At 70.5% G+C, this 15,275-nt stretch carries 10 protein-coding genes; 5 read left to right on the top strand and 5 right to left on the bottom strand.

Annotated features, from left to right (window positions below; translation table 11 throughout):
- Positions 1–37 precede the first annotated feature (37 nt).
- Together ACFQ6X_RS18505 and ACFQ6X_RS18500 are read left to right on the top strand one after the other, a co-directional pair.
- A complete protein-coding gene (locus tag ACFQ6X_RS18505; protein WP_383182697.1) occupies positions 38–1,210 on the top strand; it encodes an ROK family transcriptional regulator in 1,173 nt (390 codons plus the stop codon).
- Between the two features lie 147 nt (positions 1,211–1,357).
- Positions 1,358–3,364 (top strand): GxGYxYP domain-containing protein, encoded by a 2,007-nt coding sequence (locus ACFQ6X_RS18500; RefSeq protein ID WP_383182695.1) that lies wholly within the window; start codon positions 1,358–1,360, stop codon positions 3,362–3,364.
- A gap of 84 nt (positions 3,365–3,448) precedes the next feature.
- Here the strand turns inward: ACFQ6X_RS18500 and ACFQ6X_RS18495 are convergent, their stop codons facing one another.
- From ACFQ6X_RS18495 to ACFQ6X_RS18485, 3 genes are all read right to left on the bottom strand, one after another.
- Positions 3,449–4,153: a DUF2470 domain-containing protein gene (locus tag ACFQ6X_RS18495; RefSeq protein WP_383182693.1), complete on the bottom strand. Its 705-nt coding sequence runs from the start codon at positions 4,151–4,153 to the stop codon at positions 3,449–3,451.
- Between the two features lie 65 nt (positions 4,154–4,218).
- A complete protein-coding gene (locus ACFQ6X_RS18490) occupies positions 4,219–6,627 on the bottom strand; it encodes a SpoIIE family protein phosphatase (protein ID WP_383182691.1) in 2,409 nt (802 codons plus the stop codon).
- 203 nt (positions 6,628–6,830) lie between these two features.
- A complete protein-coding gene (locus tag ACFQ6X_RS18485) occupies positions 6,831–7,625 on the bottom strand; it encodes a VOC family protein (protein ID WP_383182689.1) in 795 nt (264 codons plus the stop codon).
- Between the two features lie 548 nt (positions 7,626–8,173).
- Between ACFQ6X_RS18485 and ACFQ6X_RS18480 the strand changes: the two genes are divergently transcribed.
- Complete coding sequence (locus ACFQ6X_RS18480; RefSeq protein ID WP_383182687.1) at positions 8,174–9,988, top strand: ABC transporter ATP-binding protein; 1,815 nt, start codon at positions 8,174–8,176, stop codon at positions 9,986–9,988.
- 40 nt (positions 9,989–10,028) lie between these two features.
- On the opposite strand, the gene ACFQ6X_RS18475 is transcribed toward ACFQ6X_RS18480, so the two are convergent.
- Both ACFQ6X_RS18475 and ACFQ6X_RS18470 read right to left on the bottom strand, forming a co-directional pair.
- Positions 10,029–10,763 carry a hypothetical protein gene (locus tag ACFQ6X_RS18475; protein ID WP_383182685.1) on the bottom strand — a complete coding sequence of 245 codons (735 nt, stop codon included), beginning with the start codon at positions 10,761–10,763 and terminating at the stop codon, positions 10,029–10,031.
- A 100-nt stretch (positions 10,764–10,863) separates the two neighbouring features.
- A complete protein-coding gene (locus ACFQ6X_RS18470; protein ID WP_383182683.1) occupies positions 10,864–12,135 on the bottom strand; it encodes an alpha-L-fucosidase in 1,272 nt (423 codons plus the stop codon).
- A 471-nt stretch (positions 12,136–12,606) separates the two neighbouring features.
- Here ACFQ6X_RS18470 and ACFQ6X_RS18465 point away from each other — a divergent pair, with 471 nt between their 5' ends.
- Together ACFQ6X_RS18465 and ACFQ6X_RS18460 are read left to right on the top strand one after the other, a co-directional pair.
- Entirely contained in the window at positions 12,607–13,713 is a 1,107-nt protein-coding gene (locus tag ACFQ6X_RS18465) for a substrate-binding domain-containing protein (protein WP_383182681.1), read from the top strand.
- Between the two features lie 116 nt (positions 13,714–13,829).
- Complete coding sequence (locus tag ACFQ6X_RS18460; protein WP_383182679.1) at positions 13,830–15,137, top strand: ABC transporter substrate-binding protein; 1,308 nt, start codon at positions 13,830–13,832, stop codon at positions 15,135–15,137.
- Positions 15,138–15,275: the final 138 nt, after the last annotated feature.

Below are 15,275 nucleotides of genomic sequence, written 5' to 3'. Positions count from 1 at the left end.
ATTTACTAAGTCAATACGCTGTGTGATATTGCCTCGCATGCCGATGGGAACGAACCACCCAGGTATGGGGAGTTACAACCAGGCCGTCGTGCTGGAGGCGATCCAGACCTCGGACGGAATCAGCCGCGTCCAGATCGCCGACCGGACGGGCCTCACCGCGCAGACCGTCTCCGTGATTGTGCGACGGCTCCTCGGCCAGGGGCTCGTACGCGAGGGCGGAACGCTGCCGTCGACCGGCGGCAAACCACGCACGATCCTGCGGATCGATCCCGATGCCGGATACGCGATCGGGATCCACTTCGACCCCGCCGAGATCACCGTCGTCCTCGCCAACCTGGCCGGGATTCCGGTACGGACCTGCCGCCGCACCCTGACCCACGGCATCCGGCCCGCGGCCGTGATCGCCGTCATGGCACGGGCAGCGCGGTCCCTGCTGGACGCCGCCCAGGTCCCCGACGCCCGCATCCTCGGTGTCGGTCTCGCGTGCCCCGGCCCGCTGGACGCGGACGGCACCATGCACTCGCCGCCCCAGCTCAACGACTGGGACCGGATCCCCCTTCGGGCCCTCCTTGAGGAGGCCACCGGCTTCGCCGTCGCCTTCGACAACGACGCCACAGCGGCCGCGATCGGCGAACGCTGGGCCGGTGCCGGCCGATCCGTGCCCAGTTACGCCTACCTGTACTTCGGTACGGGAATCGGTGGAGGCCTCATCCTCGACCACCAGATCTACCGGGGGCGGTCCTTCAGCGCGGCGGAGTTCGGCCACCTCACCGTCGTCCCCGGCGGGGCCGAGTGCTACTGCGGCAACCGTGGGTGCCTGGAGGCCGAATGCAGCCCCGCCGCGATCGAGGCCCTGCACGCCGCGCGCACCGGCCGACGGCTGACCCATGCCGGGATCTGTGCGGCCTTCCGGGCCGGGGACACCGACGCGAGGGGGACGATCCGGGGCGTCGCCGCGCGGCTGGCCGATGCTGCCGTGAGCATCGTCAACCTGCTCGACGTCGACCTCCTCCTGATCGGCGGCCCGGCCCTGCGCGAGACCGCGGATGCCTTCCGTGACGCCATGGCCGAAGCGGTGAACACCCGCTCGTTCAACCGCCGTCTGCACGAGGTGCGGGTGGAGATCGCGCCGATGGGAGCCGACGCTGCGGCCATCGGTGCGGCCTCCCTGGTCTTCCACTCGACCTACGCGCCCACACTGCCGACCTGAGCCTTTCTGACCCCAAATGAGCAGCTCCTGGCGCGCGTTGATGTTCCGCACCCGTGTCCGGACCCTTTACACGTGCCACGGGCGTCGCTACCTTCACTGGCTGATGACAACGATGTCAACTCCGCACCTGAGGAGCAGTGATCGTCCATGGTTTCCCGAAGAGACTTCCTGCTGACCAACGGAACGATCCTGGCGGCAGCGGGACTCGGCCTCGGCCTCCCCGGTCGGGCCGCCGCCGGACAGAGCAGTCCCACCCGCCTGCTGCCGTCCTTCGGCCGCGCCACCACGCTCGACGTCGCCGACGTGAGCACGCTCCACGGTGACGATCAGCTGCTGCTGACCACCCTCCAAGGAGTCGTCAACCGGCGCCGCCCCCGCCTCTACTTCGCCTACGACGCCAGCGGTCTCGACATGCGCTGGCTGCCCGGTACCGGCGCCGACATCACCCGCCACGACAACGCCCTCGACCTGATCGGCCGCTACCGCGGCGAGGTCCGCGGCGCCGTCCTGCACGACCCCGAGGTCCCCGACTCGGTGAACGTCGCCACCACGCTGGCCGGCCTGGAGAACGCCGTCGCGGCCACCGCCGAACAGGCGGCCAGGTACGGCCTGAAGGTCGTCGCCGATCTGCGGGGCCGCTTCGCCGCCGACGACCCGCACGCGGTCTACCGCTGGCAACTCGACAACCTCTTCCCCCGCTGCGCCCAGACCCTGCTGGCCGGACTGCCGCCCACCAGGACCGTGAAGGTGGACGGTGTCCGGTGGCGGGAGATCGCCCGCGAGCCGAACCGTGTCCGCGACTCCTCCAACCGGGCCGTGCGCACCTTCGACCTCAGTACCGAACTCCCCGGTTCCGACGGTGCGTTCCTCCGCTTCCAGGACTCCTTGGGGGACGACGGCTGGGGCGCCTCGGTGGGACGGATCACCGTACGGGCCGACGGCCAGGAGGTCGCGTCCTTCGCGCCGGGCACGGACGCCGAGGCCCCGTACCTCTTCGACGGCCTCAACTCCTCCGTCGGCAGCGACGGCAACCGCTTCTGCGACGGAGGCGGCTACTTCATCTACCGGTTCACCGCACCGGCCGGGACCACCAGCCTGACCGTCGACGCCGACCTGTGGAACCAGTACCTCGTCACCGCCACGACCACCTCGCCCACCCGCGTCGAGCCCTTCCCGTACTTCCGCGACTACGCGGTCGCCTCACGGGCCATGGTGGTGTGGCTGCCGCCCTCGGGAGCCACCGGCGAACTGCTCGACGAGGTGTTCAGCCGGGTCGAGCCGACCACCCCGTACTGCGGCTGGTTCTCCAACGACGTGGCGGGGGAGTGGGGCGGGGTCGACCGGGCCTCGCAGCACGGCGTGGAGGTGGTACCCACCGACTTCTACATGAACGGCACGGTGCACGCCGGAACCGGGGCGAAGGTGTCCGACCGCGTACGCCCCCGTCCGCGGGCGACCCTTCGCAAGCGGGTGTACCTCACGCTCACCGTCGGCGAGGGCGACAACGTCCAGTACTGCCAACGCCGTATGCGCGACCTTTGGGACAACCCCGCACGCGGACAGGTGCCCGTCAACTGGACGGTCAGCCCGCTCCTGGCCGACATCGGCCCCGCGCTGCTGGCCCACTACCAGCGCACCGCCACGGCCAACGACCTGCTGATCTGCGGCCCGTCCGGCGCCGGGTACACCTACCCGGGTTCCTGGCCTCAGGAGGCGCTGGACGCGTACACCCGGCTCACCGGGAGCTTCCTGCGCCGCACCGGCATGGACCTCGTCTACGCCTACAACCAACGGCTCCAGGAGGGCAACGGCTGGGTCCCCTTCGACGAGCGCATCGTCCGCTCCTACCGGGACCACACCCCGCTGCGCGGCATCATCCAGTCCTGGGAGACCGGTGACCTCCAGATCCGGCCCGCGGGGCTCCCGGTGATCGGCAACTACTGGCCGCAGGGCAACGCGGCCGAGTACCGGGACGGCCTGGTGAAGCACATCGAGGGCTGGGACGGGAACGGTCCGCTGTTCATCGCCGGAGCGGTCAACGCGTGGAACTGGACGCCGAGCGACATCGCCGAGCTCGGCGAACTGCTCACGGACCCGTTCGAGGTGGTGAGGGGCGACACCTTCTTCGAACTGATGGACCGGGCCGCCCGGTAGGGGAGCACATTCCGGCGCCGTTCCTCCGGTGGCGACCCGGAGGAACGGGGCGGCGTTTCGAACGTGAGGGCCCATGGCCGCGGATCAGGCGAGCAGGCGGTTGGGGTGGGAGGCGCGGCGGGCCGCGGCCAGGAGTGCGTGGATCTGGGGGCGGGCCTGGGCGATGTCGGTCACGGGTGTCGCGAACGGCAGCCGGACGTCGTGGTGGGCGCTGGGGCCTTCCAGCCGCAGCGTCACGCCGTAGCGGTCCATCGCCACCGGGACCGCGCGCGCGATCCCCCTGGTCAGCTTCGGTCGCACGAGGCGCAGGAGCAGGGGAACCAGTTCTCTGTGGCTGTCCATGAGATGGGTCAGCATGCCCGCCTCGCTCGTGGCGATCGGATCGAGGTCCGTCTCCTGCAGTGCCTCCAGGGTGACGAACGCGCGGCCGCCGGAGTCATGGAGGACTGCCTGGCCGAACTCCATGCAGGTGCTCTCCGTGGACTCGGCCGTGTACGGGGCCGCCAGCAGGCCGGTCACCGTGACGCGGGCGCGCAGCCGGTCGCGTACCGGCGTGGGTGCGATGTCGGTGAACTCGAGCCGTACGGGGACGCGCGGGGCGGGCAGGGAGGGGCCGGCCTCGGACGGTTCGTGCATGTGGATGTGACCCATGGCGCCCTTGCCGTCGAGGTGGCGTACCTCGGATTGAAGGCCGTCGCTCACGACCGTCATCGAATGGGCCGCGGTCAGGATCGACCGCACGCGTTCGGCGGGGGTCGGCCGGGTGGGGCGGGCGCTGAAGGGGTGCATCCACATTCTCCAGGGGAGCGGTCGGCGGGGCCCGGGTGCTATTACTTAGGCATGCCTAACCTAACCTATTCCTGGCGTTGCGATGGCTCTTCCGTCGAAGGGAAGGCCTGCTCGGTCCAGATGGTCTTGCCGGAGCGGGTGTAGCGCGTCCCCCACCTCTGGACGAGTTGCGCGACGATGAACAGACCGCGCCCGCCTTCGTCGTCCTCGCCGCTGTGGCGCAGGTGCGGTGAGGTGTGGCCGGTGTCCGCGACTTCGCACAGAAGGGTGCGGTCGCGGATGAGGCGTACGTGGAGCGGTCCTTCGGAGTACCTGACCGCGTTGGTCACCAGTTCGCTGACCACGAGCTCCGTCGCGAACGACAGCTCCTCCAGGCCCCAGTCGAGCAACTTCTCGTTGGCCAGGTCCCGGGCGCGGTGCGCGGCGATCGGCTCCGCGGGCAGCTCCCACTCGGCGACCTGTGATCTGTCGAGTTCGCGGGTGCGGACGACCAGCAGGGCGGTGTCGTCGGCCGTCGTGCCGTCCGGTAGGAGTTCCGCGACGGACCGGTCGCACAGTTCTTCGAGTGACGCGTTCCGGTCGCCGAGTACACCGCCCAGGATGGCGAGTCCCTGATCGATGTCCCGTTCGCGGGACTCGACCAGGCCGTCGGTGAAGAGAGCCAGCAGGCTGCCCTCCGGCAGCTCGATCTCCATGGACTCGAACGGCAGGCCGCCGAGGCCCAGCGGCGGGCCGGCCGGCAGGTCCGGGAAGGACACGCGGCCCTCCGGGTCGACGACCGCCGGTGGCAGGTGCCCGGCCCTGGCCATGACGCAGCGCCGCGAGACCGGGTCGTACACCGCGTAGAGGCATGTCGCACCGATGGTCACATCGGCTTCGGGTGTGCCCAGCTCACCCCACGGTTCCTCCGTCGACTGCCCCACCAGGTCGTCGAGCCGCGACAGCAGTTCGTCGGGATCGATGTCCATCTGCGCGAACGCGCGCACGGTCGTACGCAGCCGCCCCATCGTGGCCGCTGCCTGCAGGCCGTGGCCGACCACGTCCCCGACCACGAGTCCGACCCGGGTCCCGGACAGCGGGATGACGTCGAACCAGTCACCGCCGACCCCTGTCACGGCGTCCGTGGGCAGGTAGCGGTAGGCCAGGTCGACAGCGGACTGCTGCGGCACGTGCTGCGGCAGCAGCTGGCGCTGGAGGGCAAGGGAGGCGGTGCGCTCACGGGTGAAGCGCCGGGCGTTGTCGATGGACACGGCCGTACGGGCGACCAGCTCGTCGGCCAGTGCCACTTCGCCGCTGTCGAAGGTGGCCCCACCGGTGCTGCGGACGAAGGTGACCAGCCCCAGCGTGCTGTTCCCGGCCCGCAGCGGCACGACCAGTGTCGTGTCGTCGAGCACGAGCCCGCCCGAGGAGAGGCTGCGGTACTGCGGGGACCCGGTGGGGTACTCCAGAGGGGAGTGCTTCACCGGGGGAGGAGACCGCTGTCCCGGCCTGTCCTGGTCGGCCTCCTCGGTCGAGCGGTGGGCGACCCGCACCAGAGCCATCGCCGCCGGGCCGCCGGTGGCCGGCACCTCGCCCTCCAGTACCGCCCTCGAAAGGTCGACCGCGACCGTGGCGGCGAACCCCGGCACCGCCACCTCGGTGAGCTTCTCGGCGGTGACCACGACATCGAGGGCGGTGCCGATCCCGCGGCCCGCCTCGACCAGCAGGGCCAGCCGTCGCTGGGCCTTGTAGCGATCGGAGATGTCGAAAGCGTCCTCGCACACCCCGAGCACGTGTCCGTCGGCGTCCTGGAGCCGGTAGTAGGCGCAGGACCAGAGGTGGTCCGTCTGCGGGTCGCTGGGCGGGCGGCCCTGGAAATGCAAATCCAGAAAGGGTTCACCCGTGTCCAGTACATGACGCATGACCGCGTCGAGGGTGGGCGGATGCCCCCTGGTCAGGAACGTTCCGTCGGAGTACAGCTCATCGGCCCGCAGGCCGCGGAACTCGGCGAACGGTCGTCCGATCTCTTGTTCGTAGGCCGCGTTGCACCAGGTCAGGCGCAGGTCGGTGCCGTAGATGGCCAGGCCGAGGGGTGACTGGGTGGCCAGCCCGTTCAACAGGGCGAGCTGGGACTCCCACAGCCGGAGATCCTTCAGCTCCGTCGCCACGAGGACGCGCTCCGCCGTGCCGCCGCCCGACAGGGGACACACCGCGGTGGCGACGACCAGCTCATGCCCGTCCCGGTGCCGGGCGACGTGGGTCTCGTTCCCCCGGAAGCGGGAACGGAGAGGGGGAACGGAGGGCGACGGGCCGGGTGACAGGAACGTGGCCAGTGGGCGGCCGATGATCTCGTCCGAGGGGTAACCGAAGAGCCGCTCCGCCGCAGGACTCCATCCGATGACCGTGTCCTGGGCGTCGACCACCGCCGTGGCGGCCCTGGTGACATCGAGGGGACCACGGAAGTCGGCACTCTGCTCAGCGTTCCATGCAGTCAATGGCGCCACATCAGCCCCATCCATCCCCTACAGAATCCGCCGTCCCCGGGGCGCGCACAACCGCGGTAGGTCCGTACAAGGGAAGCCGCAGGGCGATTCCCCGCCGGTTCGGCCCACTGTCTGCCACCGCGGGCAGCTCCCCGCGGTGCCGGCCGGTGCCGGCCGCCACCGGTCGGCACCGCCGCGTCCGACCGGGGCAGGGCCTACATCGGGGCCGGGGTCAGCACCACGAAGTCCGCGCCCGCCGGGTCGGCGCAGAGCGCCAGACGCCCGACTCCCTCCGCGTCCTCGGGGCCCATCTGCACCGAACCCCCGTTGGTCCTGACCCGGTCGACCGTGGCGTCGCAGTCCGCGGAGGCGAACACCGGATGCCAGTAGGACCGACCGCCGGTCGCGACGAGCTGGTCGGCGGGCATCTCCATCAGGCCGCCGTGCATGCGCTCCGCCGGCCGGCCCGCCGGGGTGATCATCGAGTACGTTCCACCCCCGCCCGGCAGGGGCATGTCCTCGGTCGTCCAGCCGAACAGGTTGCCGTAGAAGTCCTTGGCGCCGGCCGCGTCCGTCGTGTACAGCTCGGTCCAGCACAGGGATCCCGGCTGGTCCGCGACCTCCAGCCCGTTCATCTCCCCCGGCTGCCAGACGGCGAACTGGGCACCGCTCGGATCGGTGTACTGCGCCATCCGGCCTGCTCCGTCCGCGTCCATCGGCTCGACCCGCACGGTGCCGCCGAGGCGCCGTACGGTCTCGGTCGTCGCCGTGGCGTCCGGCGTGTGGAAGTAGATCATCCACGCCGGACGTGCTCCCTCCTCGGTGAGCTTGCCCAGACCACCGACTGCCTTTCCGTCCAGCTTGAAGGCGCCGTAGTCCTCCGCACCGGGACCGAGGTCCTGGAACTCCCAGCCGAACACGGCGCCGTAGAAGGCCGCCGACGCCGCGACGTCGCGCGAGCCGAGATCGAGCCAGCACGGGGAGCCGGGAACGAAGTCAGTAGTGATCACGGTGGTTCCTAGGGTCGCGAGGGACGGCGCGGACAGTCACGGAGGGTTATGAAAGGTCACGCACCTCGTACACAAGCAGCGTGCCACCGGGCACCGGCGCCCGCTCCCCGGACAGGGCGAACCGGTGCACCCCCGAACCGGTGCACCCCCGAACCGGTGCACCCCCGAACCGGTGCACCCCCGAACCGGTGCACCCCGTGCGTCGCTGCCTGCCCAGTCCCGTCGGCTCCGCATGTCCCGGTGCTGAATCACCGCTCCGCGCCCCGTCGACAGAGGTGGCGCTGACCCGATTGCGGCGTCGCCCGTGGCCGAGAAAAACGCGTGGACCGCCCCGACGCCGACGCGGGAGACTGCGATTCCTGGCCCTCCGTACTCGCGCGGACACATCACCGCGAGCCGTGTGGGGGCTCCGCAGCCATGCCCTGCTCGGTCGGAAGGCGATCCCGCCGAGGCATGCAGCCGAACCCGATCGCCCCGCGGCCGGCACCGCGACGACGCCTCCCCCGAGGCGCGTGGGCGGGCCCGCCGCACGACCGCACAGGGTGGCAATGGGACTGACCGAAGCACACGAGGAATCGCCGGGCAAGGGGTCCGTGCTCCTGGCACTGCGTTACTACGGAAGGGAGTTGGTCCGGCTCCGGTGGCTCACGGCACCCGCCATGCTGTCGCCGGCACTGGGCAACATCGGCATCAACTACATCGCGCCGCTGATCGTCGCGAAACTCGTCGGCCACATCGCCGACGGCGGCGGCACCACCGTCACCTCGATGATGCCCTACGTGCTCGGCTTCGCCGGTGTACTGCTGCTCGCGGAGGCGTTCTGGCGCATCGGTCTGCACTTCCTGAACCGCCTCGACGCCCGCGGCATCGAGCACCTCTACGTGATCGGCATGGACGAACTGTTCGCCAAGGACGCCACGTTCTTCCATGAGAACTTCGCCGGGTCGCTGACCAAGCGGGTCCTCAGTTTCGCCTCCCGCTTCGAGGAGTTCGTCGACACGCTGACCTTCTCGGTCGTGGGCAGCTTCGTGCCGCTGCTGTTCGGGTCGGTCGTGCTGTGGAGCTACGAACCGCTGCTCGTCGTAGGTCTCCTGGCGATGATCGTGCTCACCGCCCTGTGCGTGATGCCCCTCATCCGCCGCCGGCAGGCGCTCGTGGACCAGCGCGAGGAGGCGATCGCCCAGGTCTCGGGCCACGTCGCCGACAGCCTCATGAACATGGACACCGTCCGGGCCTTCGGCGCCGAGCAGCGCGAGGCCGCCGAGCACCGCTCACGCGTCGCGAAGTCGCGCCGGCTCACCTTGCGGTCCTGGGACTACGGCAACCTGCGCATCGACACGCTCGTCGCTCCGATGTCCGTGCTGACCAACGCGATGGGCCTGCTGCTCGCGGTCACTCTCGGCGGGGGCGGGCACGGCGTGGAGGCGGTCGTCGTCGCCTTCACGTACTACACCAACGCGACGCGGATCATGTTCGAGTTCAACCAGATCTACCGCCGCCTCGAGAGCTCGATGACGGAGGCCGGGCAGTTCACCGAACTGCTGCTGGAACAGCCCGTCGTGCTCGACCCGCCGTCGCCGGAACCGCTGTTGTCGAAGGCCGCAGATGTCCGCTTCGAGCAGGTGACCTTCGCCCACGCGGGCGCGAAGCCGCTCTTCGAGCGCCTCGACCTCGATGTGAGCAGTGGCGCGAAGACCGGACTCGTCGGCCGGTCCGGCGGCGGCAAGACGACGCTCGGAAGACTGCTGCTGCGCATGACGGACATCGACTCCGGCCGGATCCTGATCGGCGGGCAGGACATCACCAAGCTGCGCCAGGCCGATCTGCGCAGCCTGATCGCCTACGTGCCGCAGGACCCGGCGATGTTCCACCGCACGCTGCGGGACAACATCGCGTTCGCCCGGCCCGACGCCACCGAAGCCGAGATCCGCCGCGCGGCCGAGGCGGCCCACGTCACGGAGTTCGCCGACGCCCTGGCGGACGGCTTCGACACCATGGTGGGCGAGCGGGGCGTCAAGCTGTCCGGCGGGCAGCGGCAGCGGGTCGCCCTCGCCAGGGCGATCCTGCGCGACGCGCCGATCCTGCTGCTCGACGAGGCGACCAGCGCCCTGGACTCCGAGAGCGAGGTCCTCGTCCAGAAGGCGTTGTGGCACCTCATGGAGGGAAGGACAGCACTCGTGGTGGCGCACCGGCTCAGCACGGTCGCCACCATGGACCGGCTCGTCGTCCTGGACCGAGGGCGGATCGTCGAGCAGGGCACGCACCAGGAGCTGCTCGCGTCCGACGGCACCTACGCGAAGCTGTGGCAGCACCAGTCGGGCGGCTTCCTGGACGACACCCCCGCGCAGGCCGACCTGATCTGAACCCCTGAACCGGGACGCCGCCGGCCCCGGGGCGGCGGCGTCATCCCGGCGGGGCCTGTGATGCGTGCCAGGCGGTCGCGAGTCCCTCCAGCCACGCCGGGGGCAGTTCCGCGTGGTCCCACTCCGCCCGGAGCGCTGCCGGCGCGGCGGTGAGGCGTTCGAGTACGGCGATGCTCGTGGGGGAGTGGAGGAGGGAGTAGCGACCGTGGACGGCGATGCGGCTGCCGGGCCCGTACTGCGCGTACACCTGGGCGAGCCGCCCCCGATGGGACTCGGTGAACTGCTCCAGTTGTCCCGCGTACCCGACCCGTCCCACGACGCTCATCGTGCCGAGCACCGCGGTGAGGACCTCGTCCGACACCTCGGGGTCGAGGCCCGAGACATCGCTGAAGGAGCGACTGAGCGGCGTCACGGCGACCTTCGCACGCTCCACGTCCACCTGCCCGACGGGGTGATGGCCCCGTACGGTGCCCCCTTCGGAACCGGACATCGCCGGGCCGATGGCACGATCGAGGGCCCGCTCGGCGATGCGCGCGAGTTCGTCACGGACGGCCCGGGCGCCGTCGTGCCGGCCGACGTCGTACGGCTCACCCTTCTCGTCCGGGAGGCCCTCCGCCTTCCCGACCTCGTGGTGCGCGTCCGCGATCGCGCCGGCCTCGACGAGCGCGATCAGTTCCTCGGCCTCGTCCCGGAAGACTCCCGCGCGGCCCAGGAGTTCAAGGAGGGTGTTCCTCGCGTTCATGATGCTGGCGGAGTCCAGCGGGTGCCGGCCCATTTCGGCAGTGTCGATCGTGTCCTCCTCGTCGGCCGCGGTCCGGTGCTTCAGCAGGATATGGCTCTGTCGCCGTGCTCTCCGTGCCCCGGCCGTGAGGCTTTCAGCTGGGACGTCCGGCGTCCAGCTTCTCCACGGGTGTGTGCGGCTCCGGTCGAACGGGATCGGTGCCGTAGCCCGTGCGGAAGCCGTGGACGGCGAGCAGGCGTGCGTGCGCTCCCGCCAACCGGATACGGAGCTCAGAGACCTCGACGGCGGGGAAGGCATGGAGCCGACGCACACCCACGCTGTGGCCTGAGGCAAGGACGCGGTCGTCGGCGCATACCTCGTGCCCGTCGATTCGCTGCCCGTCGGACAGGTCCTCCCGCAGCTCCAGATGGTCCAGAACCACCGGCTCCGGGAAGCGGGCCACCACCGTGCCGTCCGCCCCGGCCACCAGCGTGGCGGTCTCCGGCCGTGCGAACCGGCGCCCCAGCTCTTCGCGAAGCTCCAGCAGCCGTTGCCGGTCCGCGGGGTCGATCCGTCCGCTGCGGTCGGGCGGAACGTTCAGGAGCAGTCCGGCGCCCAGTCCGACCGAGTGGTACCAGATGGCCAGCAGGTGGTCGAGGCTCTTGAGCGTGTCCAGGTCGTCCGGCTGCCAGAACCAGTTCCGGCGGATCGGTACGTCGCATTCGGGCGGCAGGTACTGGAGCTCGTCCAGTCGGGTCGTCCCGTCGTCGTACACACTGATTCCCGTCGCATCGACCGTGTACCGGCACGGATCGGCGGCGAGCCCGTCCTCGTTGCCGACCCACCGGATCGTCGGGCGGCCCATGTTGAAGACCATGGCGTCCGGCTGGTGCTCGTCGACGACGGCCATGACGGCGTCCCAGTCGTACGTACGCCCCTCGGAGCCCGCACCGTCGAACCACAGTTCGTACAGCGGGCCGTAGCCGGTGCAGAGTTCGGTCAGCTGCCGCAGGTAGAAGGCGTCGTAGGCCTCCGGATCGTCGTAGCAGTCGGCATGGCGGTCCCACGGCGAGAGGTACAGCCCGAGGCCGATGCCTGCCTCGCGGCACGCCTCGGCCAGCTCGGCGACCACGTCGCCCCTGCCCTCGCGCCAGGGCGACGCGGCGACGGAGTAGTCCGTGGTGCCGGTCGGCCAGAGACAGAAGCCGTCGTGATGCTTGGCGGTCAGGACGACGTACGCGGCGCCTGCCGCGACCGCCGTCCCGACCCACTGCCGGGCGTCGAGTCCCGTCGGATCGAACGTGGCGGGGTCGAGCGAACCGTCGCTCCACTCCTTCCCGTTGAAGGTGTTGATCCCGAAGTGGAGGAACAGCCCGAAGCCGTCCTGCTGCCAGGCCAGTTGCGCGGCGGTGGGGCGAATGGGCACGGTGACTCTCTCGTGGAAGGAGCGGGCGGGACGAGTGTTTCGGGCGCGGTGCCGCACCCGCGGGTCGGTCGGGGCCCTTGATCGGTCCCGCCCTGCGTCCACGCTAGGAGCCCGACCCGGCCGGGCGCGTGGGTCCTGATCACCACTGCTGGTAAATTCTCACCGCCCTGTCGGTCCGGCTGAGCCGGACAGCCCCGGAGCGGGTCGCCGGGCGGCCCCCCGCTGTGAACCGCTCCGTCCCGTGTCCCGCGGCCGCCGTCGTGTACATCGAGGCACGTCAGGCCTTCGGCCAGGTCTGCCGGCAAGCGCGCGGCCCGTCTCCGGGACCGTACGGGCCGGCTCGATGAAGCGACGGAGCCGCGCACCGGAACGATCGTATTGAACGCAAACGTTCGATACGCTATTCGACATACAGTGACCTGCGCGGAGGCACTCTCCGCTTTCGTCCCGGCCTTGCCCCAGGGGGAACCCATGCGTCTGCACGTCGACCAGCGCCACGAGCGGGTGCTCGAACTCGTCCGGGAACGTGGCAGCCTCAGGGTTGCCGAACTGGCGTCCGAGCTCGGGGTCTCCGCGGTGACCCTGCGACGGGACGTGGAGACGCTGGCGGCCCAGGGGAGGGTGCAGCGTCTGCACGGGGCCGTGGTGTGGCCGACGGAGCAGGCCCCCGCCGAGGCGGTGCCGCAGCCGCCGGCCGCCGAGGGCGTCGTGATCGGAATGATCGTGCCGACCACCACGCTGATCTTCGCCGACATCGTGCGGGGGGCCCGCGAGACCGTTGAGGCGCAGGGGGGCCGCCTGGTGCTCGGGATGTCCGGCTACGTGGACACCGAGGACCCGGTGCAGGCCGAACACCTCCTGGCGGGCGGGGCCGAGGGCCTGCTCATCGCTCCCAGCTGGTTCGGCGGTGTGCCGGCCGACGGCCAGGAGAAATGGCTGCTGGAGTGCTCCGTCCCGGCTGTCCTCATCGAGCGCTCGGCGCCGGCGGGCAACCCCGCCGCGGTCCTCGACCGGGTGCGCACCGACCGTTCCCACGGTGCGGCGGAAGCCGTCGGTCACTTCGCGCAACTCGGCCACCGCGCGGTCGCCGCCGTACTCCAGGAAGGTCCGCACGCCGCGCAGATCACTGCCGGGTACCTGGCCGCCGTGGAGGCGCTCGGGCTGACGCCCGTGCCCGGATCGCCGGCCACCAGGGGGCACGGCGAGTACGACGAGATGGCGGACTACCTGGTCGACGCGGTGGAGAACAGGGGGGTCACCGCGGTACTCGTCCACAGCGACGAGGACGCGGTCGTGCTCGTGCCGCGCTTGCAGGCGCGCGGCATCGCCATCCCCTCCGACCTGGCCATCATCGCGTACGACGACGAGGTGGCCGGGCTGTCCGACGTGCCGTTGACCGCGGTCGCGCCACCGACCCGCGCGGTGGGTGAGCTGGCGGCGAAGCTCCTCCTGCAGCGGCTGGCCGAGCGCTCGTCGGGCCGGACACCGACGCCGCGCCAGCACCTCGATCTGCTGCCCGAGTTGAGGGTCAGGGCCTCCTGCGGAGCAAGCGAAGGGACGAAGCAAGCATCGAAGTGATCGTTGCCTGATCGATTTGATTGTTGTGTGCGTTCTCTCTTGACTGTGATCGATGTTGCGCAAATGATGTTCCTCGTTCGCCTCTCGCCCGTACGAGGTCTCGTAGGAGCCGTGCAATGCCGCGCACTTCACGTTCGTTCCGTATAGCCGCCGTGTCCTCCCTCGCCGCTCTGGGGCTGCTCGCCACAGCCTGCGGCGGGGACAACGGCTCGACCGAAGCCGGTTCGGACGGCAAGCCGGTCACCATCAACTACTGGACCTGGACCCTGGGCGCCAAGGCGACCGCGGAGGAGTTCAACCGGACCCACAAGGACATCCAGGTCAAGTTCACGGAGATCCCGAGCTCCGCCGAGGGCTACAGCAAGCTGGCCAACGCCGTGAAGGCGGGCAACGCGCCCGACGTGGCCACCATCGAGTACCAGATGGTCCCGGAGTTCGCCAGCCAGGGAAACCTGGTCGACCTCACCGAACTCGCCGGCGACACCGTCAAGGAGAAGTTCCCCCAGCCCATCCAGGACCTGGTCAACTTCGGCGGCAGGACCTGGACGGTCCCCTTCGACGCCGCGCCGCAGCTGTACTACTACCGCACCGACCTGTTCAAGAAGTACGGCATCGAAGTCCCCAAGACCTGGGACGAGTTCGAGACGGCCGCCGCCAAGGTCAAGCAGCAGGACAAGAGCGTCCGACTGGCCTCGATGCCCAAGTCGGACCCCGCCCTGCTCGCCGCACTTGCCTGGCAGGCCGACAGCAAGTGGTTCTCCATCAAGGGTGAGGCGTGGAAGCCCGCCGTCGACGACGCCGGCTCCAAGAAGGTCGCCGCCTACTGGGACGGGCTGATCAAGAACGACCTCGTGCAGACCTTCACCGGATGGAGCCCGGAGGAGACCAAGGCCCGGATCGAGGGCAAGACCCTCAGCTTCCTCGGCGCCTCCTGGTCCGCGGGCGGCATGAAGACCTCCCTGCCCGACCTCGAGGGCAAGTGGGCCGCGGCGCCCATGCCCAACTGGGGCACCGCCGCCAGCGGCAACTACGGCGGCACCTCCTACGGCGTCCTCAAGGGCAGCAAGCACACCGAGGCGGCGGCCGAGTTCATCAAGTGGGTCACCACCGACGGCGCCGCGGTCAAGGCCCGGCTGAGCGACAAGAAGTCCCCCAGCAGCGCCCTGCCGGCCAACCCGGAGATGCGTGAGGTCGCCGCCGCGCAGTTCGACACCGCGTACTTCAACGGGCAGGACATCTACAAGCTCGCCTCCGAGCAGGTCGACACCATCGTCCCCGGCTGGACCTGGGGCCCGAACCAGATGGACGTCTACACGGCGGTGCAGGACGCCTCGGCCAGGAGCGGCTTCAGCGGCGGCGTCGTCGCCGGCCAGCGCAAGGCGGAGTCGGGCATCGAGGACCGCGGGCTCAAGCTCGCCAAGTGACCCGTCGGGGGCCGGCCGCGCCGGGCCGCGGCCCCCCCCCCCCCCCCCCCCCCCCCCCCGCCCCCCCCCCCCCCCCCGCCCCCCCCCCCCCGCCCCCCCCCCCGGAACAACCAAAACGCTCCAACCCAGGCAAACCCA

The organism is Streptomyces sp. NPDC056452, from assembly GCF_042796085.1.
Classification (GTDB): domain Bacteria; phylum Actinomycetota; class Actinomycetes; order Streptomycetales; family Streptomycetaceae; genus Streptomyces.
The sequence above is the reverse complement of the archived record's forward strand: the minus strand, read 5'-3'. Positions and strand labels throughout refer to the sequence as shown.